Source organism: Rathayibacter sp. AY1B6 (genome assembly GCF_002932755.1).
Lineage (GTDB): Bacteria > Actinomycetota > Actinomycetes > Actinomycetales > Microbacteriaceae > Rathayibacter.
Window position 1 is genome coordinate 79912 of sequence record NZ_PSWL01000008.1, and the last position, 25790, is coordinate 105701.

Genomic DNA, 25790 nt, shown 5'->3' on the forward strand with positions numbered 1-25790 from the left:
GGCCCCGCGTCAGTACGTCTCGCGCCGGCGCTCCTGGTCGACCACTGCTTCCCGGTCCGCGAGGCGGCGCAGGCCCGCGAGGGGCTGGGCCATCCGGTGGTTGCCGCGGAGGACCGGCTCGGCCCGGTCGAGGAAGGCCCAGTAGCCGGCGGTCACCGGGCAGGCGTTCTCGCCCAGGCGCACCTTCGGGTCGAAGCGGCAGCCGCCGCAGTAGTCGGACATCCGGTTGATGTACGCGCCGCCCGACGCGTAGGGCTTCGTCGCGACGACGCCGCCGTCGGCGTGCTGGGACATCCCGATCACGTTCGCGGGCATCACCCACTCCGTGCCGTCGACGAAGACGTCCACGAACCAGTCGTTGAGCTCCGCCGGGTCCCAGCCCCGCTGCAGTCCCCAGTTACCGAGCACCATCAGGCGCTGGATGTGGTGAGCCCAGCCGTGACGGTGCACGTCGTCGAGAGTCTCGTGCAGGCAGTTCGCCTCGATGCCGCTCGGGTCGAGAGCGAGCAGCTCGGCGGGCAGCGGCGTGGAGGCGCCGAGCGCCCGGCTGCGGTTCCGGTACTCCGGGCCGAGGTGCCAGAACAGGTTCCAGACGTAGTCGCGCCAGCCGAGGATCTGGCGGACGAAGCCCTCCGTGGCCGCGATCGGGGCGCCGCCGGCGGCGTACTCGGCCTCGGCCGCGTCGATGACGGCGCGCGGATCGAGGACGCCGAGATTCATCGGGGCGCTGAGCAGCGAGTGCGCCATCGTCCAGTCGCCCGAGAGCATCGCGTCCTCGTAGGTCCCGAAGTCGCCCAGGCGCGACGACACGAAGTCGGCGAGCGCCGCCTCGGCCTCGGCGGGCGTCGCGGCGAAGCGGCGCGGACCGTCGGCGCCGACCAGGCGGACCGCCCCCTCGGCCTCCCAGCGCGCGAGGTCGGTGCGCACCTCCTCGTCGATGTCGTCCTCCTCCGGCCACCACGGGTCGGGCAGGCCGAGCCGGGAGGCACCCTTGGGCGGCGGCTGGCGGTTGTCGTGGTCGTAGTTCCAGCGGCCGCCCTCGGGCTGGTCGCCGCGCATCAGCACGCCGGTGCGCTCGCGGCTCCACCGGTAGAAGTCCTCCAGCAGCAGGCGCTTGCCGAAGCGGGCGAGCGCCCACTCGCGGAAGTCCTCCTCGGCCGTGATGAAGCCGCGGCTGGGCAGGACGCTCATGCCGAGCCGGCGGGCGAGGCGGCGGCCGCCGCGGGTCGGCGGATCGATCACCTCGAGATCGTCGCGCCCGGCGAGGGCCTCGCCGAAGGTCTCGGAGCGCACGTACTCGACGCGGTCGCCGAGCTCGCGGGCCCGGTGGCGCAGCGCCGACAGCAGCAGCTGCGCCTTCGCGCGGTGCATCGGGCGGCGCCCGAAGGCCGATCGGGCCTCGACCAGCAGCATCGGGCCGCCGTCGTCGAAGGCCGGGCCGAGCTGGCCGATGACGCTCCAGCGGGTGCGAGGGGGTCTGCTCATCCTCGGAGGCTAGGCGGACGGATCCGGCGCCGGTAGGAGTTGCGCGGCACGGATGTGCAGCCGCCACGTCTTGCACCCCCGCCCGCGATGCAGAAGTCTCGGAGCGAGCGCGGCCGATCCGACCGCGCACCGACGCGACGAAGCGAGGAGGCCGCCATGGCCCACCACGACCACGACAACGAGCACCACGAGGGTCACGAGCACCACGACCACCACGAGGGTCACGACGAGCACACCGCCGGCCACGGCCGTCACGTCGCCGAGGGCACGAGCACCGAGGACACCGAGGGCGGCGAGTACACCTCGACCGAGGGCGTCTCGCACACCGCCGGCGAGGCCGAGGGCAGCTACGTCGACACCTCGGTCAACGAGCAGGCCACCGCCGACAAGGGCAGCTACGTCGACACCAGCGCCGCGGGCACCTCCGCCGAGGGCGAGGGCGAGTACACCGACCGCGACGAGTGACCCGCGCTCGCGCCCAGGCGCCGCGCATCCCGCCGGGACACCGCGCTCCGGCCGGTGTCCCGGCGGGGAGCGGGCGCCTCGGCGGGACGCGGTGGGCCGCCGGAGCTTCAGGCGGGCTTCAGCGGGCCCGCGGCTAGCCTGGGCTCGCGCGGGACTCCGCGCGCCGAGCCCGGGGAGGCCGCCATCCGCATCCTGGTCGTCGACGACGAGATCAATCTGCTCCGCGCCCTCGAGACGGGCCTGGAGGCCGAGGGCTTCGCCGTGGACACCGCCACCACCGGCACCGACGCCCTCTGGTACGCGCAGGAGGCCGACTACGCCGCCATCGTCCTCGACCTGATGCTCCCGGACCTCAGCGGGTTCCGCGTCTGCGAGCGCCTGCGCGCCGCCGAGGACTGGACCCCGATCCTGATGCTCACGGCGAAGGACGGCGACCTCGACCAGGTCGAGGCCCTCGACACCGGAGCCGACGACTACCTCACCAAGCCGTTCTCGTTCCCGGTGCTCGTCGCGCGGCTGCGCGCCCTCATCCGCCGCGGAGCCGCCGAGCGGCCGACCGTGCGCGTCGTCGGCGACCTCGTGCTGGATCCCGCCTCCCGGAGCGTCGAGCGGGGCGGAGTGGCCGTGCCGCTGACCGCGCGCGAGTTCAGCGTCCTCGAGTACTTCGTCTCGCGGACGGGCGAGGTCGTCTCCAAGCGGGACGTCCTCGGAGCCGTCTGGGACTTCGACTACGACGGCGACCCGAACATCGTCGAGGTGTACGTCCGCACCCTGCGCAACAAGATCGACCGGCCCTTCGGCCGCGACACCCTCCGCACCCGGCGCGGGGCGGGCTACACGCTGGTGGCCGGGTGAGCCGCCGGAGCCTGCGGACCCGCATCACCGCGGCCGCGACCGCCGTGGTGGCCGCCGCCGCGCTCCTCGGGAGCGTGCTCTTCGTCCTGGTCCTCTCCTCCGTGCTCGCCTCGAGCACCGCCTCCGCCGCCGACGCCGAGGCGGAGCGGGTCGCGGCGCTGGTGGAGCAGGGCGGGCCGGAGGCGGTCCGCGGCTCGGAGGGACTGGTCCAGCTCGTGGTGGACGGGCGGGTCGCCGCGGCGGGCGAGGACGCGGAGGACCTCCCTCCGCTCGCGCGGGCCGAGAGCGACGACCCGGTCACGGTCGACGTGGACGACGAGGGGCCGGTGGTGGTCGCCGCCCGCCGGCTCGACGACGACTCCCTCGTGGTGGTCGGCGTGCCCGACGAGGGCCGCGAGGAGGCGGTGTCCACCACGATCGGACTGCTCGCGGTCGCCGTCCCGCTGCTGATCGCGCTGGTGGCGGTGGTGTGCGCCCTCGTCGTCGGCCGGGCGCTGCGCCCCGTGGAGCGGATGCGCACGGAGGCCGAGGCGGTCACCTCCTCCGCCCTGGACCGCCGGATCGCCGCCCCCGGCTCCGGCGACGAGGTCGACCGGCTGGCGCACACCCTCAATCGGATGCTCGATCGGCTGCAGAACGGGCAGGAGCGGCAGCGGCGCTTCGTCTCGGACGCCTCGCACGAGCTGCGCTCCCCCGTCGCGGCGCTGCGCCAGACCGCGGAGGTGGCGCTCGCGCACCCGGACCGGCTCGACTCCGCCCGGCTGGCGAGGACGGTCGCGGAGGAGTCGGTGCGGCTCGGCGGCCTGATCGAGGGCCTGCTGCTGCTCGCCCGGGCGGACGAGGCGCGCCTGGCCGTGGCGGCGGCCCCGGTGGACCTCGACGACCTCGCCCTCGGCGAGGTGCGGCGCCTGCGCGACTCCGGAGCCCGAGTCGACGCGAGCGGGATCTCGCCCGTGCAGGCGGTGGTCGACGAAGCCCTGCTCGCGCGAGCGCTGCGGAACCTCGTCGACAACGCGATGCGGCACCGCTCCTCGCAGCTGGCGCTCTCGACCCGGATCGACGGAGCGGAGGCGGTGCTCGCGGTGGACGACGACGGACCGGGGATCCCGGCGGCGGAGCGCGAGCGTGTGCTCGAGCGCTTCGTCCGTCTCGACGAGGGCCGGGCGCGCGACGCCGGAGGATCGGGGCTCGGCCTGGCGATCGTCGCCGGGATCGCCCGGGCGCACGGCGGACGGGTCGTCGTGGGCGACTCGGCGCTGGGCGGCGCCCGGGTCGAGGTGCGGGTGCCGCTCGTCCGCTGAGCGGGCGCTTCAGGCTGGCTTCAGCGCCCGACCGCGAGAGTGCTGGAGGCGTCGACGAGCGGCGCCGGGACGGAGCCGTCGTGCAGAAGAAGACGAAGATCATCGCCGGGATCGCCGGAGCGGTCGTGCTGATCGGAGCCGGGACGGGCATCGCCTACGCCGCGACCGACGGCTTCGAGGGATCCGACTCCCTCACCGGCAGCGACCTGGACCGCGCGAGCGAGGCAGCCCTCGCCGAGATCGGTGGCGGGACCGTCACCTCGGCCGAGCGCGACGACGACGGCGCCACCGGCTACGAGCTGGACCTGACCGGCCGCGACGGCCTCGAGTACGAGGTGCGCCTCGACGACTCCTTCGCCGTCGTGTCCGTCGACCCCGACGACCGCGCTCTCGAGGCGGGCTCCGGCGACGCCGTCGCCCCGGCCGGCGGCGGCGACCCCACCGCGGCCGCCGTGGATCCGGACGACCTCACCGGCGACGACCTCGCCCGTGCGAGCGAGGCCGCGCTGGGCGCAGTCGGCTCGGGGACGGTCACCGAGGCAGAGCGCAGCGACGACGCCGACCACGTCTTCGAGGTGGAGGTCACCCGCGAGGACGGCACCGACGTGGACGTCGAGCTCGACGCCGCGTTCGTCGTGCTCTCGACGCAGGAGTAGCGCTCTAGCGGCCGCCGGGGCCCTTCGCGGCCCCGGGCGCGGCACCGCTGCCCGCGGGCGCGCCGACTCCGGTCGCTGCGCCGCGAGCGCCGGGACCGTTGCCGTTGCCGCCCGCGTTGCCGTTGCCGTTGCCGCCCGCGTTGCCGTTGCCGTTGCCGTTGCCGTTGCCGTTGCCGTTGCCGGGAGCGTTCCCGCTGTTGCCCGGTGCGTCGCCGCCGTTCCCCGGAGCGTCGCCGCTGCCGCCCGGAGCGTCGTCGCCGGGAGCGGCCGGGGTCTCCTCCGCGGGCTCCTCCGGCTCGGTCGGCGTCTCCTCCGGCTCCGACTCCTCGGGCGAGGGCGCGGGGTCGTCCTCGGTCTCGACGGGAGCGGGAGTGTCCTCCGGCTCCTCCTCGACCGGGGTCGTCTCTTCGGGAGCCGGCGCCGTCGTCTCGGCGGGCGTCGGCTCCGGGGCTCCCGCGATCAGGGACTCGAGGTCGCCGCGGACGACGTCGACCTGCGTCTGCACCGTCGCCGCGCGGTCGGAGCTGACCGAGCCCTCGGCGAGCGCGGCGTCGAGCGCCGACTGCAGTGCGGCGAGCTCGGTGAGGGCGCCCTGGTAGTCGTCGGCCGAGGCCTTCTCGGCGACGGCCACCACCGCGTCGTCGAGGGTCCGGGCGGTGCCGTCGTCGATGCCCTGCGGCGCGGAGGAGCAGCCGCTCAGCAGCAGGACCGAGGCGAGCACGGCGCCGGCGGCGCGCAGTCGGAGGCCCCTCACGAGCGGATGCTCTCGCGCAGCTGACGCAGGTGGTCGCCCAGCTCGCCGTCCACCTGCGGCAGAGGAGACTGGGGACCGTCGATCAGGATGATCGCGAGCCCGACGGCGACCGCGACCAGCGCGAGCACCAGCACGATGAGCCACGGGCTCGGGCCGCGGCGCTGCGGAGCCGCGGACGCGGAGCGGAGCGGGGCCGTGCGCGGCGCCGGAGCGGCCTGCGGCGCCTGAGCGGTCTGCGGGGCCGGAGCGATCCGCTCGGTCGCCGTGAAGCGCTGCGTCGGAGCGATCGCCTCCGTGGCCGGGTCGGCCGCGAGCCGGCGGGTCGGGTCGAGAGCCTCCGTCCGCGTGATCTGCTCGGTCTCGGGGAGGGGCTCCGTCGACATCACGCGGGTGGCGGGGACGTCGGGGACGACGATGGCCGCAGGCGGGGAGTCGCGCCGCGGATCGATCAGGCGGCGCGCCGACTCCGCCACCTGCAGCGCGGCGGGGCGCTCATCGGGCTCGCGCCGCGTCATCGCGGTCAGGAGCGAGGTCCAGCCGCTGCCGAGCGACTCCGAGACCTCGGGATCGCGGAGCAGGCGGGCGAGCGTCACCTCGATCGCCGAGCCCGTGAACGGGCGGCGGCCGGTCAGCGACTCCAGGAGCACCAGGCCGAGGGAGTAGATGTCGCTCGCCGAGGTGACCGGATCGCCGTGCGCCTGCTCGGGGCTGAGGTAGGCGGCGGTGCCGATGAGGGTGCCGGGGGCGGTGATCCGCGTCGCGTCGATGAGGGAGGCGATGCCGAAGTCGGCCAGCTTCGGGCGGAACTCGCGGCTGGTCAGCGGGCTCGGGACGAGCAGGACGTTCGACGGCTTCACGTCGCGGTGCACGACTCCGGCCGCGTGGACCGTGTGCAGCGCCTCGCCGAGGTCGCCCGCCATCGAGGCGACGTCGTTCGGCGCGACCGGGCCCTGCGCGAGCCGCTCGGACAGGCTCGGGCCCTCGGCGAGCTCCATCACCATGTAGGCCTGGCCGTTGGTGTCGTCGCCGCCGTCGTGCGCGTCGTAGAGGGTGACGAGGGCGGGGTGGTTGAGGGCCGCGAGCAGCCGGATCTCGGACGCCTTGCGCTGCAGGTCCTGCGCGTCGTCGATGCCGGGGGCGAACATCTTCAGCGCGACGGAGCGGCCGAGGACGCCGTCGCGCGCCCGGTAGACCGTGGCCATGCCGCCTCGGCCGATGAGCTCCTCGATCGTGTACCGGCCGTCGACCGTCGTCCCGACGATGCGGGTGTCGCCTGTCCGGTGGGATGCCACGGGTCCTCCTCGCGGTCGGCGGCGGGTGTGCCGCGCCCCCCGGTGCGACCGTCGACCCAGGGTAGTACGTCGACCCTGCACGCCGCCCTCCCTCGGCCGGGCTGTCAAGCGGGTGCCCCCGCGGACGCCCCGACGTAGCGTCGGAGGTCCCGACGAAAGGCGACGACATGGACCAGGACCGCACGGAGCAGGACGACCAGGGCTCGACCATCGGCAAGCCGGACGGGGCGGCGCCCGCCACCTCCTCCGAGAGCGAGACCATCGAGAAGGACATCTCGGAGTCGCCCGGCAGCGAGCGCGAGACCGAGGCCAAGCAGGACTCGGACCCGGCGGAGAGCCGCACCGAGGTCTCCGGCTCGGCCGAGGTGAAGGCCGTGCCCGGCACGGGCGGCCCGGACGACGTGGGCGACGTCGAGGTCGACCCCGACGAGGTCTCGCTGAACGGCAAGCCGTTCCCGGGTCACGCCGGCACGAAGTAGGACGCCCGGGAGGGGCGGGGCCGCGGCTCCGCCCCTCCCGCGTTCTCACCCGGACGGCGCGGGCGAGGGAGGGAGGCGCCGGCCGTGGCGCGGATCAGCCCGGGCCTGTCAGGCCAGCGGCGTCAGCAGGCCCGGGTCGCGGCGGTCGACGGTGCGGGAGTTGTTGACGCGGCGGTCGACCGGGTGGGCCGTGACGGTCGAGGCCATCGCGACGGACGCCCGGTCGAGGGTGGCGAGCATCTCCTCGGCGGAGGCGAGCGGCGCAGGGTCGAGCCAGGCGTCGCGCACGTCGGGGGTGAGGAACACCGGCATCCGGTCGTGCACCTCGCCGGAGGCGTCGCGCGCCTCGCGGGTGATGACCGTGAAGGAGACGCGCCAGTCGTCGCCCTCCTTGCGCGCCGTGTAGAGGCCGGCCGCGGCGAGGATCGGCTCCTCGCCCTGCAGGAACCAGGGCTGCTTGCCGTCGGCGCGGGTCTCCCACTCGTAGTACCCGCGCATCGGGACGATCGCGCGCTGCTTGGCGAACGCTCCGCGGAACAGGCCGTTCGTCGCGACCGTCTCGAGGCGCGCGTTGATCGGCGAGGGCCCCTTGCCCTTCGACCAGGACGGGGTGAAGCCCCAGGACGCGAGCTCCAGCTCGCGCTCCCGCTCTCCCTCGTGGAGCCGCTCGCGCACGATCGGCGCGATGTCGGTGGGAGCGACGCTGTAGTCGGGCGCCCAGTCCTCGGCGCGCCCGCCCGCGGCGACGAACTCGCGGATCAGCTCATCGGTCTCGGAGTCCATCGCGAAGCGGCCGCACATGCGGGACAGGCTACGCCGCACCTCCGACGCCGCGCGAGGCGCCCGGTCCGACCACCCGGGACTTCGCGGACCAGAAGCGCATCAGCGCGCCGGCGAGGATCGAGCCCAGCGCACCCGCGGCGAGATCGCCGAGCGTGTCCTCGTAGCCGACGAAGATCGAGGAGTCGATGAAGCGGTGCCCCGCCCACTCGCCCCACTCCCACAGCACGCCCGCGGTCGTGCCGAAGCAGGCGCAGAGCACGACCGCCGGGAGCAGCGGCCCGCGATCGCCCGCGACGGCCGGCACCACTCCGGCCCGCGCGGCGACGATGTAGGCCACCGCGGCGATCAACCCGTTGAGCACGCAGTGCACGACCAGGTCCCACTGCGGCCAGGCCTCGTAGAGGCCGAGGACGCTGCTCCAGGACGCCACGAGCAGCGCGAGCCCGAAGAGGGCGTCGAGCGCCGGCCGGATGCCGAGGAAGCGCGGCAGCACCAGCCCGATCGCCGCGAGCGCGAGCACCGCCACGTCGACCAGGTCCCAGCCGATCGCGGCCGCCACGATGCTCGCCGCCCCGATCGCGCGGATGCCGTCGGCCGTCCACTCCCCGCGTGTGCGCGGGGGCTCGAGGAAGGTCTCGACGAGGGCGGTGCCGCTCACGGGTTCGTGAAGCGCAGCACGGCCTGGACCGGCTCGTGGTCGGAGGGCGCCGCTCCCCCGTAGCGGACGGCGTTGATCCCCGCGGAGACGACCTCGAACGCGCCCGCGCTGACGAGCAGCCAGTCGATCCGCTTGCCCGGCGCGGGCGGGCGGTAGTTCGAGAAGGTGCTCCAGGAGTGGGTGAGGTGCTCCTCCGCCGTCTCCCACGCGTCCACGAGGCTGCCCTCGTCGAGGATCGTCCGGTAGGGGACGGTGTCGACGTCGGTGTTGGTGTCGCCCATCACGATCGCGGGGCGTCCGAGCTCGAGGACGCGGCGAGCGATCAGCTCGGCGGAGCGCTGGCGCGAGCGCCGCGAGATGTGGTCGAAGTGGGTCGAGATCACGGTGAGCTCGCGGCTGGTCGCGTGATCGGTCAGCTCCGCGATCACGGCCGTGCGGGGGATGCGGTTGCCCCAGCTGCGCGAGCCGGCGACGTCCGGGGTGTCCGACAGGGCGATCTGGGTCCAGTGCCGGACGGCGTAGCGGCTGCGGTCGACGAAGAGCATCACGCGCTCGCCGCCGCGGTCCGCGTCCCGGCCGAAGCCCATCGCCTCGAAGGAGGAGCCCAGCGCCTCGTGCACGGCGGCCGACTGGTCCGGCAGCGCCTCCTGCACGGCGAGGATCGAGGGGCGCTCCTGCTCCAGCACCCGCTGGACGAGCGGGCGGCGGCGGTCCCACTGGTCGACGGCACGGGAGGTGAGGCGCGGCATCCGGCGGCGGATGTTGTAGGTCATCACGTGCAGCTCGGGCGCCTCGGTCGGGCCGATCAGAGGCGTCGCGTCGGTCATCACTCCACCCTACGGGGGCGGATCGAGGTGGCAGGGAGGCTTGCGGTGACCGCTCGCGGCCGCTCTACTTCGGTCATGCCCCTCTCCCCGGACCTCACCGCTCTCGCCGACGAGCGCTTCGTCTCGCTCACCACGTTCCGCAAGTCCGGGGACGCCGTCTCGACCCCGGTCTGGATCGCCCGCGACGGCGACGAGCTGATCGTCACCACTCCCCGCCGCAGCGGCAAGGTGAAGCGCCTCCGCAACGACGCGCGGGTGACTCTCGTCCCGTGCGACCGCCGCGGCCGCATCTCGGACTACGCGGTGCCGGTCGAGGCCGCCGCGGAGATCGACGCCGACCCCGGCGAGGTCGAGCGCCTGGGCCGCGTGTTCCTGGCGAAGTACCGGCTCGAGTACCGCGTCTTCCTCCTGATCGAGGGCCTGGTGACCCGCGCCGACCGCACCCGCGTGATGCTCCGCGTCTCCGACCGCTGACCCCGCGCGGCCCTACACCCCCGGAGGCTCCCGCTGGAAGGCCTGGGGGCCGCCGGACCCCGGGTCTACGGTGAGGCGATCGCCGGTGCCCCTGCGCGCTTCCCGCGCGCGCTCCGGCGGCAGTCAGAAGGAGCACGCAATGAGCATCGGAGCAGGGATCTTCCTCCTCGTCGTCGGCGCGGTCCTCGCCTTCGCGGTGGACGTGCAGGTGTCCGGGATCGACCTGAAGCTGGTCGGCTACATCCTCATGGCGGCCGGAGCGGTCGGCCTGATCCTCGGGCTGGTCCTGCTGACACGCCGCCGTCAGGCCGTCTCGACCACGCGCTCGGCCGTCGACCCGGCCAGCGGCGAGCAGGTCACCCGCCGCTCGAGCGAGAGCGACGGTCCGCTGATCTGATCGGCGGAACGACGAAGGGCGGGACCTCGCGGTCCCGCCCTTCGTCGTTCACGGCCCTACTCGGTGGGCTCGTCCGGCTCTCCGCCGGAGACGGTGTCGGTGTCGCCGCCACCGGAGGAGGTGTCCGTCCCGGTGCCGTCGGGGAGGTCCTCGGTCTTCTCGGTGTCCTCACCCGTGGTGCGGTCGGTGCTCATGGCGCTCTCCCTTCACGTCGGCGACCTGCCGACCCTCCCACTCTGCTCCGCCCGCGCCTCGCGGGGCAGGGGGTAGCGGAGGCGGAGGCCGGCGTGGAAGGCGCCTACTCCTCGACGACGATCGTGGTGATGACCGGGTTGCGGCGGTGGCGGCGGGTCAGCCAGCGGCCGAGGGTGCGCGTGATCAGCGCCTCCATGGCCTCGAGCTCGACCGGCTTGCCCGCGGCCTGCAGGACCGCGTCGTCGATCGCCTTGCTCGCGTTGGCCTTCCAGCCCGGCTCCTCGACGAAACCGCGGGTGAAGAACTCGACCGGCTCGCCGAGGGTGCCGCGGTCGAGGTCGGCGATGGCGAGGACCGTGATGGCCCCCTCCTCGGCGAGGACGATGCGGTCGTTCATCGCGTCCTCGGTGGCGACGCCCATCGTGGTGCCGTCGACCAGGATCTGGTCGGCCGGGATGCGCCCGCTGATGCGCGAGCGGCCCTTCACCAGGTCGATCGAGACGCCGTCCTCGATGACGAAGACGTCCTTCTCGTCGATCCCGGTGCGGGTCGCGATCGCCGCGTTCGCAGTGAGGTGGCGCCACTCGCCGTGCACGGGGAGCACCGCGGTGGGGCGGAGGATGTTGTAGCAGTAGGCGAGCTCGCCCGCGCTGGCGTGACCCGAGACGTGCACCTTGGCGTTGCCCTTGTGCACGACGGTGGCGCCCCAGCGGGTGAAGGCGTTGATGATCCGGTAGATCGCGTTCTCGTTGCCGGGGATCAGCGAGCTGGCCAGCAGCACGGTGTCGCCGGGGCCGATGTCGATGATGTGGTCCTTGTTGGCCATGCGCGAGAGCGCCGCCATCGGCTCGCCCTGCGAACCGGTGCAGATCATCACGATCTCGGTCGCGGGGAGCTTCTCGAGCACCTTCATGTCGACGACGAGGCCGGCCGGGATCTTGAGGTAGCCCAGGTCGGCGGCGATGCCCATGTTGCGGACCATCGAGCGGCCGACGAAGGCGACCTTGCGGCCGTGGCGCTGCGCGGCGTCGAGGACCTGCTGGATGCGGTGCACGTGGCTCGCGAAGCTGGACACGACGATGCGGCGCGGCGCGGTGCGGAACACCTGGTCGATCGCGGGGGCGAGGTCGCCCTCCGAGATCGCGAAGCCGGGGACGTCGGCGTTGGTGGAGTCGACCAGGAACAGGTCGACGCCCTCGTCGCCGAGGCGCGCGAAGCCGGGGAGGTCGGTGGTGCGCCCGTCGAGCGGGAACTGGTCCATCTTGAAGTCGCCCGTGTGCAGCACGAGGCCGGCCTCGGTGCGGATCGCGACGGCGAGCCCGTCCGGGATGGAGTGGTTCACGGCGAGGAACTCGAGGTCGAAGACGCCGGCGTCGATCCGGTCGCCCTCCTTCACCGGGCGCGTGCGCGGGGTGATGCGGTGCTCCTGCAGCTTCGCGCTGATCAGCGCGAGGGTGAAGGTCGAGGCGATGATCGGGATGTCGCCGCGCTCCTTGAGGAGGTAGGGCACACCGCCGATGTGGTCCTCGTGGCCGTGGGTGAGGACGATGGCCTCGATGTCCTTCAGGCGCGAGCGGATCGCGGCGAAGTCGGGGAGGATCACGTCGATGCCGGGCTGGTTCTCCTCCGGGAAGAGGACGCCGCAGTCGACGATGAGCAGCTTGCCCTTGTGCTCGAAGACGGTCATGTTGCGGCCGATCTCGCCGAGGCCGCCGAGCGGGGTGATCCGCATGGCGCCCTTCTCGAGGGGCTTGGGCTTGGGGAGCTCGAGGTGGTGGCGGGCGGGCTTGGCGGTTCTGGCGTTTCTCATGCGGTTCTTCCGGGAGGGAGTGGCTGGACGCGGGCGCGCGGCGCAGGGTCCGACCGCGCGCCCGGTCGGGCCGCGGTGATGTGTCGCTCCGGCGCTGTGAGCGCTGTCGGGAGCGGGTGGAGGTGTGCGGGACGGGTCCGGGCGGGGCCGCTCTCAGCGGGCGGTGCCGTCCGTGCGGCGCGCTCTCGCGCACCGGCCGTCCCGTACATCCTGCCAGCGTTCCCTGGGTCGCGGGTCCAGGAGGCGGGATCCGGCCCTCGCAGGCGCTCAGGCGCGCGCGTCCTCCGGGGCCTCGGCGGCCTCCTCCGCCGCGCGGAGCACGCGCAGGGTGTTGCGTCCGGCCAGGTCGAGCAGCTCGGCGTCGCTCCAGCCGCGGTCGGCCAGCTCGGCGAGCAGGCGCGGGTAGCCCGAGACGTCGCCGAGCCCCTCGGGCAGGTCGGCGACGCCGTCGAAGTCGCTGCCGAGGCCGACGTGCCGCGACCCGACCGCCTGTCGGGCGGCGTCGACGTGGTCGGCGACCTGCGCGACGGTGACCAGCGGCGCCGGATGCGCGAGGCGCCACTGCTCGAAGGCGGCGAGCGCGGCGGGCTCGGCCACCGGGAACGCGGCCCGGTTCGCCCGGGCGGCGTCCTCGGGCGCCTCGGAGGGGCGGGGGGCGCGGGGCCAGGGCATCGAGGTGGTGATCCCGAGCTCGGCGCGGGCGGCGTCGGCCTCGGCCGACCAGTCGGCGAAGGCGCGCGAGACGAACTGAGCGACGAAGGCGATCTGCAACACTCCTCCGTTCGCGGCGAGCGCCGCGAGAGCGCGGGCGGAGACGTTGCGCGGGTGCGCGGCGACGTCCGCGACTCCGGAGTGGGAGTAGAGGACGGGAGCGGAGGCGGCGGCGAGCGCGGCGAGCTGGGTGCGCTCGGAGGTGTGCGAGAGGTCGACGACGACGCCGAGCCTGTTCAGCTCGCGGACGACGGCCACCCCGTCCGCCGTCAGCCCGCCCTCGACCGGGGTGCCGGTGGCGGCCTCCGCCCAGTCGAGCGAGCTGTTGTGCGTGAGCGTCATCGTCCGGACGCCCAGCCGGGCGAGCATCCGGAGCACGCCGAGGGAGGAGGCGACGGAGTGGCCGCCCTCGATCCCGAGGAACGAGGCGATCCGACCGGAGGCGATCGCCTGCTCCGCCTCCCGCACCGTGGTCACGATCCGGAGGTCGCGCGGGTGGGCGGCGGCGAACCGGTACGCGGCGTCGATCTGCTCCAGCGTCGCGGCGACCGCGTCGCCCTCGCTCTGCAGGGCCGAGACGAAGACCGACCAGACCTGCGCCGAGACTCCCCCCGCACGCAGCCGCGGCAGGTCGGTGTGGAACTCCGGGCGGAGCCGGTCGAAGCCCTCGACGCGGTACCCCTCGTAGCGCCGCAGCCCGCAGAGCAGGTCGTTGTGCGTGTCGAGCAGCACCTCGCCCTCGAGGAGCCGGCGGAGGCGCTCGGCGCTCACGCGTCGTCGTCGGTGGGGATCGGCCCGACGCCGCGCCAGCGGGAGAACACCAGGGTCGTGTAGGTGTCGGCGACCACCGGATCGGAGGTGACGCAGTCGAGCACGAAGTCGCTCAGCTCGTCGGGGCTCGCGGCGACCACCTCGATCAGGTAGTCGTCCTCGCCCGCGACCAGCCACAGGTTCACCACCTGGGGCAGCTTCGACATCGCCTCGGCGAAGCGGGCGTTCTCGGCCCGCGAGTGCTCGCGCAGCTGCACGCGGAGGATCGCGCGGATGCCCTTGCCGAGCAGGCGCGCGTCGACCTCGGCGTGGAAGCCCGAGATGACTCCGCTCTCGATCAGCGCCCGCACCCGGGCCAGCGAGGAGGAGGGTGCGAGGCCGATCCGGTCGGCCAGCTCCTTGTTCGGGATGCGCCCGTCCTGCACCAGGACGTTGATGATCGCGCGGTCGACCTCGTCGAGCCGGACCGGCCTAATTATGTTCGGCAAGGGAGACACCTTTCGAGGGCGTGAGCCGCTTCTGTGCGGCCAGAGTGGGAATCGCTGTACAGGATACAGACCATTTGCCTCAGGAGGCATCACCGTGCAGACTTTCTGCGAGATCACCGAACGCATGCGCCAGTCCCCTCGATGACGCCGCACCCTCCCGACTCCCCCGAGTCTCCCGATGCACCACACACGAAGGGGTACCTCCTCCCATGAAACGGCTCCCGAAGCTCCTGATGGCGGCGGTCGCGATGACCGCGGCCGTCGGCCTGCTGTCCGCCTGCGGCACCGACTCGACGTCGTCGAGCCAGGCCGGCACGTCCTCCCACGTCCTCACGGTCGGCAAGCTGCTCCCCCTGCAGGCCGTCGATCCGCACAAGGTGAACGACGGCATGTCGAACGAGGTGCTCACCGCCGTCTTCGACGGCCTCTACACGCTCGACGCCGACGGCCAGATCGACCCGCTGATGGCGGAGAGCGTCGAGAAGTCCGACGACGGCCTGACCTACACGTTCACGATCCGCGACGCGTCGTGGAGCAACGGGACGCCGGTCACCGCGCAGGACTTCGAGTACTCGTGGAAGCGCCTGGTGAACCCGGCCACCGCGGCTCCGAACAGCAACGAGGCGGTCGCCGCCGGCATCAAGAACGCCAACGAGATCGTCAACGAGGGGATGGACTACACCCAGCTCGGCGTCACGGCGCTCGACGACAAGACCCTGCAGGTGCAGCTCGCCGCCGACGTGCCCTACTTCCAGGCGCTGCTGGTGCGGCCCGCGTTCCTCCCGGTGAACCAGGCCTACCTCGAGAGCGTGGGCGACACCTACGGTCAGACCCCCGAGACGACGATCTACAACGGGCCCTTCGTCTGGGACTCGTGGGACTTCGCCAACAACTTCTCGGTCGCCAAGAACGCCGACTACTGGAACGCCTCCGGGATCGACCTGGACGCGATCAAGTGGCAGGTCGTGAAGGACTCGCAGACCGCGGCGCTCCTCCAGGAGAGCGGCGACCTCGACTTCACCGAGATCTCCGGCAGCCTGATCGACCGCTACACCGACTCCCCCGAGCTGACCACGGCGCTCGAGGTGCACATGTGGTACTTCTACCCCAACCTCCAGAACCCGGCGCTCGCGAACGAGGACATCCGCACCGCGCTGGCCACCTCCTTCGACAAGGAGGCGCTCGCCGACGAGGTGCTGAAGAACGGCGCCCAGCCGGCCGACTACTTCGTCGGGCAGAACCTGGCGGTCGGACCCGACGGGAAGCAGTTCCGCGACACCGGCGGCAGCTACCTCGCCTACGACCTCGACGCGGCGCAGGCCGCCTGGACGAAGGGCCTCGCCACCCTGGGCACCGACTCCGTGAGCCTGAAGCTCTCGTACTGGGACGACGAGGCCTCGATCGCGCAGGCCGAGTACGTCGCCTCGCAGTGGGAGGCCAACCTGCCCGGCCTGAGCATCGAGCTCACCAGCCAGCCCAAGGCGACGGCGAACGAGCAGGCCACGGCCGGCGACTTCGACCTCTACCTCTTCCGCTGGGGCCCCGACTACAAGGACCCGATGGCGTTCCTGGAGCTGCTGTCCTCCACCTCCGCCCGCGACTTCGGCGGCTACGCGAACCCGGAGTACGACTCGATCATCGCCGCGGCCCGCACCGCCGACATGCTCTCCCAGCCGGAGGCGCGCTGGCAGAGCCTGCACGACGCGGAGGACATCCTGATGGGCGACGTGGCGGTGATCCCGACCGTGCAGAACGGCATCGCGATGCTGATCAACCCGGCCGTGCAGGGCATGGAGGTCCGCAACGTGAGCCTGACCTGGAACTACCGCCTCGTCACGAAGGACGACTGATGCGGACCACCCCCCGAGAGGAGACGGCACGATGACCGCGACGAGGACCCTGCGCGAGCTGATGGAGTCCGGGAGCGTCCTGGCCCCCTGCGTCTTCGACTGCTCCTCCGCCCGCGCGGTCGAGCTGGCCGGCTTCGAGGCGATGCTGCTGAGCGGATCGGAGGTGTCGATGTCGATGAAGGGCATCCCCGACCTCGGGCTGCTCTCGCTGGAGGAGCTCCTCTGGGCGGTGGAGCGGATCGTCGACATGTCGCCGCTGCCGCTCGCGGTCGACATCGAGGACGGCTTCGGCGCCAGCCCCCTGCAGGTCTACGAGACCTGCAGGCGGGTGGCCAAGGCCGGCGCGATGGCGGTGCTGATGGAGGACGAGTTCGAGCCCGGCTACGCCCGGGACGTCTCGGCCGACAACATGATCCCCCGCGAGGAGTACTACGCGAAGGTGCGGGCCGCCGTCCGCGCCGTCGAGGGCACCGACTGCATGGTGATCGCGCGCAGCAACTACGGCAGCGCGAACCTGGAGGAGGGCATCCAGCGGATGATCGACTGCGTCGCCCTCGGAGCGCACGCGACGGTCGTGGTCAACGTCACGACCCTCGCGGACGCCGCCGAGGTGGCCCGACGGGTGCCGGGGCTGAAGATGTTCGCCGACATCAACGCCAAGCGCGGCCTCGAGCAGATGTCGTTCGCGCAGCTGGCGGAGCTGGGCTTCCAGCTGGTCACGATGCACTTCACGATGAAGGCGGCCATGGCCGGGATGATCGAGGCCGGCCGGGCGAACCTCGCCGAGATGGGCAACACGTACTCGAACGAGCTGATGCCGGAGGAGTACCCCGGTCACAGCGGCATGGCGTTCTTCGCCGCACAGGAGCTGCTCGACCTCGAGTCGGAGTTCTCGGGCCGCGTCCAGTCGTTCAACGACCCGCGGACCGTGCACACGGCCCCGGCCGGCTGAGCGCGACCGCACCGCAGGAGGGCCGTCCGCCCGCGCCTCGAGCGCGGCGGGCGGCCCTCCGTCGTGCGCGGGGCGCGCGGGGCGCGGCGCCGAACATCGTTCGGCCGGCAGCCCCCATCGCCGCACGCCGCCGAATCCGCTTCGGCAGCAGCCGCGCTTCAGCACTTCTGTTCGGCTGACTTGCTGCTGATCCGCGTTCTATGCAGACTTGAGCCACTACCACCGAACGACCGAGGCTCCGAAGCCGGATCAACGAAAGAGACTCACTCCCATGACTGAACTGGCACAGACGAGCGGAACCGCCACGATCGGCTCCTCTCAGCCCGACTTCGTCGAGATCGACGGCTTCACGCTCACGATCGAGGACATCGCCCTCGTCGCCCGCGGGCTCTCGGACGGCACCTTCCCCGAGGTCGTCCTCAGCGACGAGGCCCGCCGGGTCACGAACGAGGCCCGGGCCTACGTCGACGAGCACTTCCTCGCCCCCGACGCCCCCGCCATCTACGGCATCAACACCGGGCTCGGCCGGCTGATGGACGTCCGCGTCCCCGCCGAGGACCAGGCCCGCTTCCAGCGCCTGGTGATCAACTCCCACTCGGCCGGAGTCGGCGAGCCGCTCCCCCTGGACGAGACCCGCGCGCTCCTGCTGCTGCGCACCAACGCGATCGCCAAGGGCATGTCGGGCGTGCGGATCGAGTGCATCGACCGCCTGATCGCGATGCTCAACGCCGACGTCCTGCCGGTCATCCCGGGCCAGGGCTCGGTCGGCGCCTCGGGCGACCTCGCCCCCCTCGCGCACATGGTCAGCGTGATGGTCGGCCACGAGAAGGCCGAGGCCTACCACCGCGGCGTGCGGATGCCCGCCGTCGAGGCCCTCGAGGCCGCCGGGCTCGCCACCGAGTTCGAGCTCAAGCCCAAGGACGTCCTCGCCCTGATCAACGGCTCGACCATCTCGCTCGCCACCGCCTGCCTCGCCCTGCACGACGCGTGGAGCCTCACCCGCCAGGCGGACGTGGCCCTCTCGCTCTCGCTCGAGGCGATCCGCGGCGAGCTCGACGCGTTCGACGAGCGCATCCACCTCGCGCGGAACGCCCCCGGCCAGGTCGACGTCGCCGCGAACGTCCGCGCCCTCACCGCGGGCAGCGAGCGCACCGTCGAGGAGGCGCGCCGCCTCCGCCTCCCGGACGAGCAGCGCGTCGGCGGCGTCTACAAGCCGCGCGTGCAGGACGCCTACTCGCTCCGCTGCGCGCCGCAGGTGCACGGCACGACCCGCGAGTCGCTCCTGTTCGCGCAGACCCTGCTGGTGCGCGAGGCCAACGCCGCGACCGACAACCCGCTGGTGCTCCCGAACGGCGAGGGCGGCTACGACGTGCTCTCCGGCGGCAACTTCCACGGCGAGCCGATCGGCGTCGCGGCCGACCTCATCTCGATCGCGGTGGCCGAGATCGGGGCCATCTCCGAGCGCCGCTCGTTCCGTCTCACCGACCCCAACCTCAGCTACGGACTGCCGCTCAACCTCGTCGGAGGCCAGCTCGGCCTCAACACGGGCTTCTCGATCGTGCACTGCGCGGCGGCGGCCATCGCCTCCGAGAACAAGGTGCTCTGCTTCCCCTCCGTCGTCGACTCGATCCCGACGAAGGCGAACCAGGAGGACCACGTCTCGATGTGCACCTTCTCCTCGCGGAAGGCGCGCAGCATCATCCACAACACGCAGGTGATCCTCGGAGTGGAGTTCATCCTCGCCACCCAGGGCATCGACCTCGCGTCGCCGCACCTGGAGGACCGGGCGCTCGGCGAGGGCAGCACGGCCGCCTACGAGGCGGTCCGCTCGATCGTCCCGATGACCCGCGAGGACATCTATCAGTCGGAGCAGATGATCAACGCGCAGGCGATGGTCGTGCTCGGCACCGTCCTCACCGCCGTCGAGGCGCGCATCGGAGCCGTGCGGTGACCGCGGGCGGGACGGTCGTCCACGGCCGCGTCGTCACGCCGGGCGCCGTGATCGAGGACGGGGCGGTGGTCGTCGAGGACGGCCGCATCGCCGCCGTGCTCCGCGGACGCGAGGCGGCGCGCGCCCTCGCGGAGGCCTCGGTCGTGATCGGCGGCGCGGGGATGCTCGTCCTGCCCGGCGCGGTCGACGCGCACGTCCACGCCTTCTCGGAGCCGGCCGAGACGTTCACCGGCGCGACCGCGGCCGCCGCGGCGGGCGGGGTGACCACGATCCTCGACATGCCCTACGACGCGGGCAGCCCGGTGAACACGGCCGCCGCCGTCGTCGCCAAGCGCGAGCGCCTCGAGCGCGAGGCCGTCGTCGACGTCGCCCTGCACGGCACGGTCCGCCCCGGGGACGGCGCGCGGGACGTGGCCGGGATGATCGACGAGGGCGTCTGCGGATTCAAGGTCTCGCTGTTCGAGACCGATCCGATCCGCTTCCCCCGCATCCCCTCCGACCAGCTGCTCGAGGCCTTCGCGATCATGGCCGAGCGAGGCGTCCGCGTCGGCGTGCACGCGGAGGACGGCGAGATCATCGGCGCGCTCGTCGCGGCGGCGAGGGCCGCCGGCCGCACCGCCCCCCTCGACCACGTCCGCAGCCGCCCGCCCGTGTCCGAGACCTCCTCGGTCGCGCTCGGACTCGAGCTCGCCTCGGCGGCCGGTGTTCCCTTCCACATCTTCCACGCGAGCCTCCCCGGCACCGTCGAGCTCGTGACGGCGAGCGCCGACCGCGGGCTCGACGCGACGCTGGAGACCTGCCCGCACTACCTCGTCCTCAGCGAGGACGACATGGAGCGCCTCGGCGCCCTCGGCAAGATCAATCCGCCGCTGCGCACCGCCGAGCACGCGCGCGGGATGTGGGAGGCGCTCGCCGACGGCCGGATCGGCCTGGTGACCTCCGACCACGCGCCGTGGCCGCTGGCGAAGAAGAGCGCCGACGTGATCTTCGACAACGCCTCCGGAGCGCCCGGCGTGCAGACCCTGCTGCCGATCGTGATCGGCGCCGGCTACCTCGGCGGCCGCCTCTCGCTGCTGCGCGCCGCCGAGGTCCTCGCGACGAACCCCGCCCGCGCGTTCGGCCTCGGCCACCGCAAGGGCGCGATCGAGGCGGGCCTGGACGCGGACTTCGCCGTGGTCGACCCGTCCGGCACGACCGTGATCGACGAGACGCCGATGCTCTCGACCGCGACCTGGAGCCCCTACGCGGGCATGTCCTTCCCCGGGCGCCTCGAGACCACCGTGGTCCGCGGGACCCCCGTCTTCAGCCGGGAGGCGGGCCTGCTCGGCCGGCCGGGCGACGGCCGCTTCGTCGCGAGGGCCGCCTGATGGGCGAGCAGTCCCTCCGCGCCTACGTCGACGCGCTGCCGGCCGACGAGCTCGTCACCGTCGAGCGCACCGTCGACGCCCGCTTCGAGCTGTCGAGCGTGCTCGCGCTCCTGGACCGCGGGCCGGCCGTGCGCCTGACCTCCGTCGCCGGCTCGGCCCACCCGGTCGTCGGCAACGTGCTCTCCAGCCGCGAGCGGATCGCCCGCGCCGTCGGCTGCCGGGTCGACGAGCTGCTCGACCGGCTCACCGCCGCGGTCGCCGACCGCACCCCGGTGCGCGTGGTCGAGGACGCCCCGGTGCAGGCCGTGCGCCTGCCCGCCGCCTCCGTGTGGGAGGAGGTCGTCGCTCCGGTCTGGTTCGACAAGGACTCCGGCGGCTACCTCACCGCCGGGCTCATCGTGGCGTTCGACCCGGTGACCGGGCACCGCAACGCCTCCTACGCGCGGATCAAGCCGCTCGACGCGACCACCGGCTTCGTCGGGATCGCGCCGAACCACCACCTCACCGCGCTCTCGCGCTCGGCCGCGGCCGTCGGCGGGCTCCCCGTCGCCGTGGTCCTCGGAGCGCACCCGGCCGTGCAGCTCGCCGCCTGCTGCTACCTCGCCCTCGGCGACGACGAGCTGGAGCACGCCGCCCACCTGCTCGGCGAGGAGGTGCGGGTCGCGCGGGCGACGACCAGCGACGTGCTCGTCCCCGCCGACGCCGAGATCGTGATCGAGGGGATCCTGCACGCCGACCGGCCGGTGCACGAGGGCCTCGTGAACGAGTACCACGGCATGTACGAGGACTACGGCGACGGGATCACCCTCGAGGTCACCGCCGTGACCCGCCGCGAGTCCCCCGAGGTCCAGGTGATCCTGCCCGGCCTCTCCTCCGAGCACAGCTACATCGCGGCGCTGCCCATCGCCGCCGGCATCCGGCACGCGCTGCGGAACGTCGGCTGCGACATCGTCGACGTGGCGGTCACGCACTCCGGCGGCGGTCGCGTCGACGTGGTGGTCGCGATCGCGAACGGCCGTCCGGGCACCGCCAAGCGCGTGATGTTCGGCGCGTTCGCGGCCGTCAGCATGGTCAAGCAGGTCACCGTCGTCGACTCCGACGTGGACGCCTGGGACCCGGAGCACGTGCACTGGGCCCGGACGAGCCGGATGCGGTGGGACCGCGACCTGATGCTGGTCGACGGGGTCGCCACCGACCGCAACGTGCCGATGCAGGTCGGCGGCACCGTGACGAAGGTCGGGATGGACGCGACCCGCAAGGAGGGCGACCGCGCCCTCGGCGCCGAGCTGGCCGTCCCGCCCGGCGACGTCCTCCGCCGCGTGCGCGACGCCCTCGTCGCCGACGGGCTGACCCTCCGCCCCGCGATCGTCGTGCACGGCTCTCTGGCCGACGACGGGAAGGACCTCCGATGACCCCGGACGTGCGCTTCCCCGACACGGACCGGCTTGCCCTCGACCTCGACGAGATCGCCGGCCTCGTCGACTCCTCGCGCCCCGGCTGGAGCCGCGTGGCGATGACCGAGGTCGACACCGACTCGCGCCACTGGGTCGCCGAGCGGATGCGCTCCGCGGGCCTCGAGGTCCGGATCGACGGGATCGGCAATGTGATCGGCACCCTCGCCGGCACGGGGGCCGCCCGCCGCGCGATCGTGATCGGCTCGCACACCGACACGGTGGACGGCGGCGGGCGCTACGACGGCATCGTCGGCGTGCTGGGCGCGATCGAGGTGGCGCGCCTGCTGCAGGAGTCGGGGATCCGGCTCCACCACGACCTGCGCGTCGTCGACTTCTACAACGAGGAGGCCAACCGCTTCGAGCTCTCCTGCCTGGGCAGCCGCGCGCTCGCCGGCTCGCTCACGGGCGAGCACCTCTCGGCGACCGACGACACCGGGCGCACCCTCGGCGCCGCGCTCGAGGCCGCCGGCTGGTCCGATCCGCTCTCGGGCACCCGCTGGAGCCCCGACGAGGTGCTCGGCTTCCTCGAGCTGCACATCGAGCAGGGGCCGGTCCTCGAGCGCGAGGGGCTGCCGCTCGGAGTCGTCACCTCGATCGCGGGGATCTCGCGGTTCCGCACCCTCTTCTCGGGCCGCCGCGACCACGCGGGCACCATGCCGATGGCGCTGCGGCACGACGCCGGCTGCGCCGCGGCCGGCGTGGTCCTCGCGGTCGAGCGCATCGCCTCCCGGGCCGCGGAGGCGGTCGGCACCGTCGGCTCCGTCACCTTCACCCCGGAGGCGACCAGCGTCGTCACCGAGAGCGCCCTGGTCACCGCGGAGTTCCGCAGCCCCGACCCCTGCTGGTTCACCCTGGCCCGCGAGCAGATCGCCGAGGCCGCGGCCTCCGAGGCGGCGGCGCGGGGCCTCGGCCACGAGGTGACCTGGCTGCCCTGGGAGCGCCCGACGGCCATCGACCCCCGCCTCGCGGACGGCATCGGCCGCTCCATCGAGCGCCTCGGCCACCCCGCCGCCCGCCTCTACAGCGGAGCCGGGCACGACGGGGTGCAGATGGCGAGACTGGGACCCATCGGCATGATCTTCATCCCCTCGCAGGACGGCCGCAGCCACTGCCCGGAGGAGTACACCGGGATCACGGACATCGCGGTGGGCGTGCACGCGCTCGCGCAGTCCGTGCTCACCCTCGACAAGGAAGGCCTCTCATGAACCGCACCCGCCAGGAGCCCCCCGGCCGCGTGATCGTCGCGATCACCGGCGCCTCCGGAGTCGGCATCGGGGTCCGCATCCTCGAGCTGCTGCGGATGGATCCGGGGCTGCGCAGCGACGTCATCGTCTCGAAGGCGGGCGCGATGACGCTCGACCAGGAGTGCGGCCTCACCCAGAAGCAGGTGGAGGCGCTCGCCGACACGGCTCATCGGCCCGCGCACATCGGCGCCTCCATCGCGTCGGGGTCCACGCCCGCCACAGCGATGGTGATCGCGCCCTGCACGATCAAGACCCTCAGCGGCATCGCCTACGGGCTCGCCGACAACCTGATCACCCGGGCGGCCGACGTCTGCCTCAAGGAGGGCGTCCCGACCCTCCTGATGGTGCGGGAGTCGCCGCTGCACCGCGGGCACCTCGCCGCGATGGACGCGGTGGCCCGCTCGGGCGGCATCATCGCGCCGCCGGTCCCCGCGTTCTACACGCGGCCGGCCTCGGTGGAGGAGATCATCGACTCCCTCGCCCGCCGCGCCCTGGTGCGCGTGGGGCTGACCCAGTTCCACGCCCGCTCCTGGGCCGGCATCCCCGAGGACGGCGCTCGCACCGAGATCGCCGAGGGGTCGAGCCGGTGACGAAGTACGTCGCCACCCGGCTGCTCACCTCGGTCTTCACGATCGTCGCGATCGCGATCGTGATGTTCGCGCTGCTGCAGCTGCTCCCGGGCTCGCCCTTCAACAGCGAGAAGCTCGACGCGGTGCAGAAGGAGCTGCTCACCCAGAAGTACGGGCTCGACGAGCCGGTGCTCCTGCGGCTGGGCACCTACCTGGTGAACCTCGCCCGCGGCGACTTCGGCATCTCGTACAACCTCATCCCGGACTTCCCCGTCTCGGAGATGCTCGGCAGCCGCCTGCCCGTCACCATCCGCATCGGACTCCAGGCCCTCGTCCTCGGCGTGGTGCTGGGCCTGCTGATCGGCATCGTCTCGGCGATCCGCCCGCGCGGCTGGTTCGACAATCTCTCGACGTTCGTCTCGGTGATCGCCTTCAGCGTCCCCTCGTTCGTGATCGCGCTGCTGCTGGTCTACTTCGTCGGCTTCGAGTGGAAGCTGCTGCCGATCCGGTACTCCGAGTCGGACCCCTTCACCTCGAGCGTGCTGCCGACGATCTCGCTCGCCGCCTACGTGATGGCGGTGACCGCCCGCTACGCCCGCTCCGAGATGCTCGACTGCCTCGAGAGCGACTACATCCTCCTGGCGAAGGCGAAGGGCATCGGCCCCTCGAAGGTGATCGGGCGGCACGCGCTGCGCAACACCCTGGTCTCGATCATCACGGTGCTCTCGCCGCTGCTGATCGGCCTGATCACCGGGTCCGTCGTCATCGAGCAGATCTTCGGAGCGCCGGGCCTGGGCCAGCTGCTGCTCACGGCGATCCAGAACGTCGACTACAACATCGTCATCGCGATCAGCCTCGTCTACAGCATCATCTACATCCTCGTGATGCTGCTCGTCGACGTGCTCTACGGACTGATCGACCCCCGCATCCGACTGGCAGGACAGGCAGCATGAGCGACCGCGTCTCCCCCACGGCCGGCCTCGACGCCGGCGTCCCGCCCGAGGGCCTGCGCCTGGTCTCGCCGGGCAACCGGCCCGCCGGCCCGCCGACCACCTCGACCCGCATCATCCGCGGCGGCGGCCGCGACATCGCCCGGCGCTTCCGCGGCAACTGGCCCGCGATGGTCGGCCTGGTGCTGCTGGTGGTCATCGTCGTGCTGAGCCTGGTGGTCCCCTTCTTCCCCGCGGCCGGAGGAGGAGCGGACGTCGGCTCGCGCTTCCTCCCGCCGCGCGTGCCGCTGCTCGAGGGCCTCGGGATCCTCGACGGCACCCGCGACGGCCAGGACGCGTACGCCGCGGCGGGACTGCCGCCCGGCACCTACTTCCTCTTCGGCACCGACGAGCTGGGCCGCGACGTGTGGTCGCGGGTCTGGAGCGGCACGCGCGTCTCGCTCCTGATCGCCGTGATCGCCTTCGCGATCGACGTGGTCATCGGCATGACCTACGGCCTCGTCTCGGGCTACTTCGGCGGTCGCACCGACTCGGCGATGCAGCGCGTGGTCGAGGTGCTCTCCGGCATCCCGCAGCTGGTGATCGTGACGCTCTTCGTGGTCGCCGTCGGGCCGGGCATCGGCGCGATCGTCTTCGGCCTGCTGCTGAGCAACTGGCTCGCGATGAGCCGCGTCAGCCGCGCGCAGGCGCTGCGCCAGAAGACGGAGGAGTACGTGCTCGCCTCGCGCACCCTCGGAGCGCGGGACAGCCGGATCGTGTTCGTCGAGATCCTCCCGAACATCATCGGCCCGATCGTGACGATGAGCATGTTCTCGATCCCGTCGGCGATCTTCACCGAGTCGTACCTGTCGTTCGTGGGCCTGGGCGTCCAGGCGCCGATGGCCTCGCTCGGCTCGCTCGTCAGCGTCGGCTACAAGTCGTTCCTCTCCTATCCGTTCCTCGTGATCGTCCCCGTGGTCGTGCTGGGCCTGCTCATGGTGGCGTTCACGCTCGTCGCCGACGGGCTGAAAGAGGCCACCGATCCGCGACTGTCCCACTCGAGAGGCCACTGA

26 protein-coding genes are annotated in these 25790 nt (G+C 72.8%); 16 read left to right on the plus strand and 10 right to left on the minus strand.

All coding sequences use genetic code 11. The features are described 5' to 3' along the window. Nucleotides 1-9 precede the first annotated feature (9 nt). Nucleotides 10-1485, minus strand: a complete 1476-nt coding sequence (locus tag C5D08_RS06055; protein ID WP_104276261.1) for a cryptochrome/photolyase family protein — start codon at nucleotides 1483-1485, stop codon at nucleotides 10-12. A gap of 156 nt (nucleotides 1486-1641) precedes the next feature. On the opposite strand from C5D08_RS06055, the gene C5D08_RS17180 reads away from it, so the two are divergent. The 4 genes from C5D08_RS17180 (at nucleotide 1642) to C5D08_RS06075 (ending at nucleotide 4762) form a co-directional block, all read left to right on the plus strand. Further along, nucleotides 1642-1950 (plus strand): hypothetical protein, encoded by a 309-nt coding sequence (locus C5D08_RS17180; protein ID WP_104276262.1) that lies wholly within the window; start codon nucleotides 1642-1644, stop codon nucleotides 1948-1950. A gap of 183 nt (nucleotides 1951-2133) precedes the next feature. Beyond that, nucleotides 2134-2805, plus strand: a complete 672-nt coding sequence (locus C5D08_RS06065; protein ID WP_104276317.1) for a response regulator transcription factor — start codon at nucleotides 2134-2136, stop codon at nucleotides 2803-2805. Further along, a complete protein-coding gene (locus C5D08_RS06070) occupies nucleotides 2802-4106 on the plus strand; it encodes an ATP-binding protein (RefSeq protein ID WP_104276263.1) in 1305 nt (434 codons plus the stop codon). Before C5D08_RS06065 ends, C5D08_RS06070 begins: the two co-directional genes overlap by 4 nt. Nucleotides 4107-4186: 80 nt before the next feature. Continuing rightward, entirely contained in the window at nucleotides 4187-4762 is a 576-nt protein-coding gene (locus C5D08_RS06075; RefSeq protein ID WP_104276264.1) for a PepSY domain-containing protein, read from the plus strand. Nucleotides 4763-4766: 4 nt separating this feature from the next. Here C5D08_RS06075 and C5D08_RS06080 read toward each other — a convergent pair whose 3' ends face one another. Further along, nucleotides 4767-5516, minus strand: coding sequence for a hypothetical protein (locus tag C5D08_RS06080; RefSeq protein WP_104276265.1), 750 nt, complete (start codon nucleotides 5514-5516; stop codon nucleotides 4767-4769). Further along, nucleotides 5513-6808: a serine/threonine-protein kinase gene (locus tag C5D08_RS06085; RefSeq protein WP_104276266.1), complete on the minus strand. Its 1296-nt coding sequence runs from the start codon at nucleotides 6806-6808 to the stop codon at nucleotides 5513-5515. The genes C5D08_RS06080 and C5D08_RS06085 overlap by 4 nt, the downstream gene beginning before the upstream one ends. Before the next feature lie 167 nt (nucleotides 6809-6975). Between C5D08_RS06085 and C5D08_RS06090 the strand changes: the two genes are divergently transcribed. Beyond that, complete coding sequence (locus tag C5D08_RS06090; RefSeq protein WP_104222919.1) at nucleotides 6976-7287, plus strand: hypothetical protein; 312 nt, start codon at nucleotides 6976-6978, stop codon at nucleotides 7285-7287. Between the two features lie 108 nt (nucleotides 7288-7395). Here C5D08_RS06090 and C5D08_RS06095 read toward each other — a convergent pair whose 3' ends face one another. Genes C5D08_RS06095 through C5D08_RS06105 form a run of 3 tightly spaced genes read right to left on the minus strand, consistent with a single transcriptional unit; the run spans nucleotide 7396 to nucleotide 9555 of the window. Then, a complete protein-coding gene (locus C5D08_RS06095; protein WP_104276267.1) occupies nucleotides 7396-8088 on the minus strand; it encodes an SOS response-associated peptidase in 693 nt (230 codons plus the stop codon). Between the two features lie 10 nt (nucleotides 8089-8098). Next, nucleotides 8099-8728: a hypothetical protein gene (locus C5D08_RS06100; protein ID WP_104276268.1), complete on the minus strand. Its 630-nt coding sequence runs from the start codon at nucleotides 8726-8728 to the stop codon at nucleotides 8099-8101. Beyond that, nucleotides 8725-9555 carry an endonuclease/exonuclease/phosphatase family protein gene (locus C5D08_RS06105; protein ID WP_104276269.1) on the minus strand — a complete coding sequence of 277 codons (831 nt, stop codon included), beginning with the start codon at nucleotides 9553-9555 and terminating at the stop codon, nucleotides 8725-8727. Before C5D08_RS06105 ends, C5D08_RS06100 begins: the two co-directional genes overlap by 4 nt. 75 nt (nucleotides 9556-9630) lie before the next feature. Here C5D08_RS06105 and C5D08_RS06110 point away from each other — a divergent pair, with 75 nt between their 5' ends. Together C5D08_RS06110 and C5D08_RS06115 are read left to right on the plus strand one after the other, a co-directional pair. Further along, nucleotides 9631-10029 carry a PPOX class F420-dependent oxidoreductase gene (locus tag C5D08_RS06110; protein ID WP_104276270.1) on the plus strand — a complete coding sequence of 133 codons (399 nt, stop codon included), beginning with the start codon at nucleotides 9631-9633 and terminating at the stop codon, nucleotides 10027-10029. 139 nt (nucleotides 10030-10168) lie between these two features. After that, nucleotides 10169-10426 (plus strand): DUF6458 family protein, encoded by a 258-nt coding sequence (locus C5D08_RS06115; protein WP_104222924.1) that lies wholly within the window; start codon nucleotides 10169-10171, stop codon nucleotides 10424-10426. Nucleotides 10427-10482: 56 nt separating this feature from the next. On the opposite strand, the gene C5D08_RS16930 is transcribed toward C5D08_RS06115, so the two are convergent. From C5D08_RS16930 to C5D08_RS06130, 4 genes are all read right to left on the minus strand, one after another. Next, nucleotides 10483-10620: a hypothetical protein gene (locus C5D08_RS16930; RefSeq protein WP_181110003.1), complete on the minus strand. Its 138-nt coding sequence runs from the start codon at nucleotides 10618-10620 to the stop codon at nucleotides 10483-10485. Nucleotides 10621-10724: 104 nt separating this feature from the next. Next, nucleotides 10725-12431, minus strand: coding sequence for a ribonuclease J (locus tag C5D08_RS06120; protein ID WP_104222925.1), 1707 nt, complete (start codon nucleotides 12429-12431; stop codon nucleotides 10725-10727). 267 nt (nucleotides 12432-12698) lie between these two features. Further along, entirely contained in the window at nucleotides 12699-13913 is a 1215-nt protein-coding gene (locus C5D08_RS06125; RefSeq protein WP_104276271.1) for a dipeptidase, read from the minus strand. Further along, nucleotides 13910-14401, minus strand: coding sequence for an Lrp/AsnC family transcriptional regulator (locus tag C5D08_RS06130; RefSeq protein ID WP_208543320.1), 492 nt, complete (start codon nucleotides 14399-14401; stop codon nucleotides 13910-13912). Before C5D08_RS06130 ends, C5D08_RS06125 begins: the two co-directional genes overlap by 4 nt. Before the next feature lie 209 nt (nucleotides 14402-14610). Between C5D08_RS06130 and C5D08_RS06135 the strand changes: the two genes are divergently transcribed. From C5D08_RS06135 to C5D08_RS06175, 9 genes are all read left to right on the plus strand, one after another. Further along, on the plus strand, nucleotides 14611-16251 hold the full coding sequence (locus tag C5D08_RS06135; RefSeq protein ID WP_104276272.1) for a peptide ABC transporter substrate-binding protein: 1641 nt from the start codon (nucleotides 14611-14613) through the stop codon (nucleotides 16249-16251). Nucleotides 16252-16282: 31 nt separating this feature from the next. Beyond that, nucleotides 16283-17203 carry an oxaloacetate decarboxylase gene (locus C5D08_RS06140; protein WP_104276273.1) on the plus strand — a complete coding sequence of 307 codons (921 nt, stop codon included), beginning with the start codon at nucleotides 16283-16285 and terminating at the stop codon, nucleotides 17201-17203. Between the two features lie 271 nt (nucleotides 17204-17474). Beyond that, the gene (gene hutH, locus C5D08_RS06145; RefSeq protein ID WP_104276274.1) at nucleotides 17475-19154 is read left to right on the plus strand and encodes a histidine ammonia-lyase; all 1680 of its coding nucleotides are present in this window, start codon (nucleotides 17475-17477) and stop codon (nucleotides 19152-19154) included. Next, nucleotides 19151-20521 carry a dihydroorotase family protein gene (locus tag C5D08_RS06150; RefSeq protein ID WP_104276275.1) on the plus strand — a complete coding sequence of 457 codons (1371 nt, stop codon included), beginning with the start codon at nucleotides 19151-19153 and terminating at the stop codon, nucleotides 20519-20521. Before hutH ends, C5D08_RS06150 begins: the two co-directional genes overlap by 4 nt. Further along, nucleotides 20521-21933 carry a UbiD family decarboxylase gene (locus tag C5D08_RS06155; protein ID WP_104276276.1) on the plus strand — a complete coding sequence of 471 codons (1413 nt, stop codon included), beginning with the start codon at nucleotides 20521-20523 and terminating at the stop codon, nucleotides 21931-21933. Before C5D08_RS06150 ends, C5D08_RS06155 begins: the two co-directional genes overlap by 1 nt. Next, nucleotides 21930-23180 carry a M20 family metallo-hydrolase gene (locus tag C5D08_RS06160; protein WP_104276277.1) on the plus strand — a complete coding sequence of 417 codons (1251 nt, stop codon included), beginning with the start codon at nucleotides 21930-21932 and terminating at the stop codon, nucleotides 23178-23180. Before C5D08_RS06155 ends, C5D08_RS06160 begins: the two co-directional genes overlap by 4 nt. Next, complete coding sequence (locus tag C5D08_RS06165) at nucleotides 23177-23809, plus strand: UbiX family flavin prenyltransferase (protein WP_104276278.1); 633 nt, start codon at nucleotides 23177-23179, stop codon at nucleotides 23807-23809. Before C5D08_RS06160 ends, C5D08_RS06165 begins: the two co-directional genes overlap by 4 nt. After that, nucleotides 23806-24741 (plus strand): ABC transporter permease, encoded by a 936-nt coding sequence (locus C5D08_RS06170; protein ID WP_104276279.1) that lies wholly within the window; start codon nucleotides 23806-23808, stop codon nucleotides 24739-24741. Before C5D08_RS06165 ends, C5D08_RS06170 begins: the two co-directional genes overlap by 4 nt. Continuing rightward, the gene (locus tag C5D08_RS06175; RefSeq protein ID WP_104238807.1) at nucleotides 24738-25790 is read left to right on the plus strand and encodes an ABC transporter permease; all 1053 of its coding nucleotides are present in this window, start codon (nucleotides 24738-24740) and stop codon (nucleotides 25788-25790) included. Before C5D08_RS06170 ends, C5D08_RS06175 begins: the two co-directional genes overlap by 4 nt.

Bases quoted from the DNA above. Each gene is read 5' to 3' on its own strand.
- C5D08_RS06110 (WP_104276270.1), top strand. From the start codon at position 9,631: ATGCCCCTCTCCCCGGACCTCACCGCTCTCGCCGACGAGCGCTTCGTC.
- hutH (WP_104276274.1), top strand. From the start codon at position 17,475: ATGACTGAACTGGCACAGACGAGCGGAACCGCCACGATCGGCTCCTCT.
- C5D08_RS06140 (WP_104276273.1), top strand. From the start codon at position 16,283: ATGACCGCGACGAGGACCCTGCGCGAGCTGATGGAGTCCGGGAGCGTC.
- C5D08_RS06135 (WP_104276272.1), top strand. From the start codon at position 14,611: ATGAAACGGCTCCCGAAGCTCCTGATGGCGGCGGTCGCGATGACCGCG.
- C5D08_RS06120 (WP_104222925.1), bottom strand. From the start codon at position 12,431: ATGAGAAACGCCAGAACCGCCAAGCCCGCCCGCCACCACCTCGAGCTC.
- C5D08_RS06115 (WP_104222924.1), top strand. From the start codon at position 10,169: ATGAGCATCGGAGCAGGGATCTTCCTCCTCGTCGTCGGCGCGGTCCTC.
- C5D08_RS06165 (WP_104276278.1), top strand. From the start codon at position 23,177: ATGAACCGCACCCGCCAGGAGCCCCCCGGCCGCGTGATCGTCGCGATC.
- C5D08_RS06155 (WP_104276276.1), top strand. From the start codon at position 20,521: ATGGGCGAGCAGTCCCTCCGCGCCTACGTCGACGCGCTGCCGGCCGAC.
- C5D08_RS06095 (WP_104276267.1), bottom strand. From the start codon at position 8,088: ATGTGCGGCCGCTTCGCGATGGACTCCGAGACCGATGAGCTGATCCGC.
- C5D08_RS06160 (WP_104276277.1), top strand. From the start codon at position 21,930: ATGACCCCGGACGTGCGCTTCCCCGACACGGACCGGCTTGCCCTCGAC.
- C5D08_RS06090 (WP_104222919.1), top strand. From the start codon at position 6,976: ATGGACCAGGACCGCACGGAGCAGGACGACCAGGGCTCGACCATCGGC.
- C5D08_RS06105 (WP_104276269.1), bottom strand. From the start codon at position 9,555: ATGACCGACGCGACGCCTCTGATCGGCCCGACCGAGGCGCCCGAGCTG.
- C5D08_RS06175 (WP_104238807.1), top strand. From the start codon at position 24,738: ATGAGCGACCGCGTCTCCCCCACGGCCGGCCTCGACGCCGGCGTCCCG.
- C5D08_RS16930 (WP_181110003.1), bottom strand. From the start codon at position 10,620: ATGAGCACCGACCGCACCACGGGTGAGGACACCGAGAAGACCGAGGAC.
- C5D08_RS06055 (WP_104276261.1), bottom strand. From the start codon at position 1,485: ATGAGCAGACCCCCTCGCACCCGCTGGAGCGTCATCGGCCAGCTCGGC.
- C5D08_RS17180 (WP_104276262.1), top strand. From the start codon at position 1,642: ATGGCCCACCACGACCACGACAACGAGCACCACGAGGGTCACGAGCAC.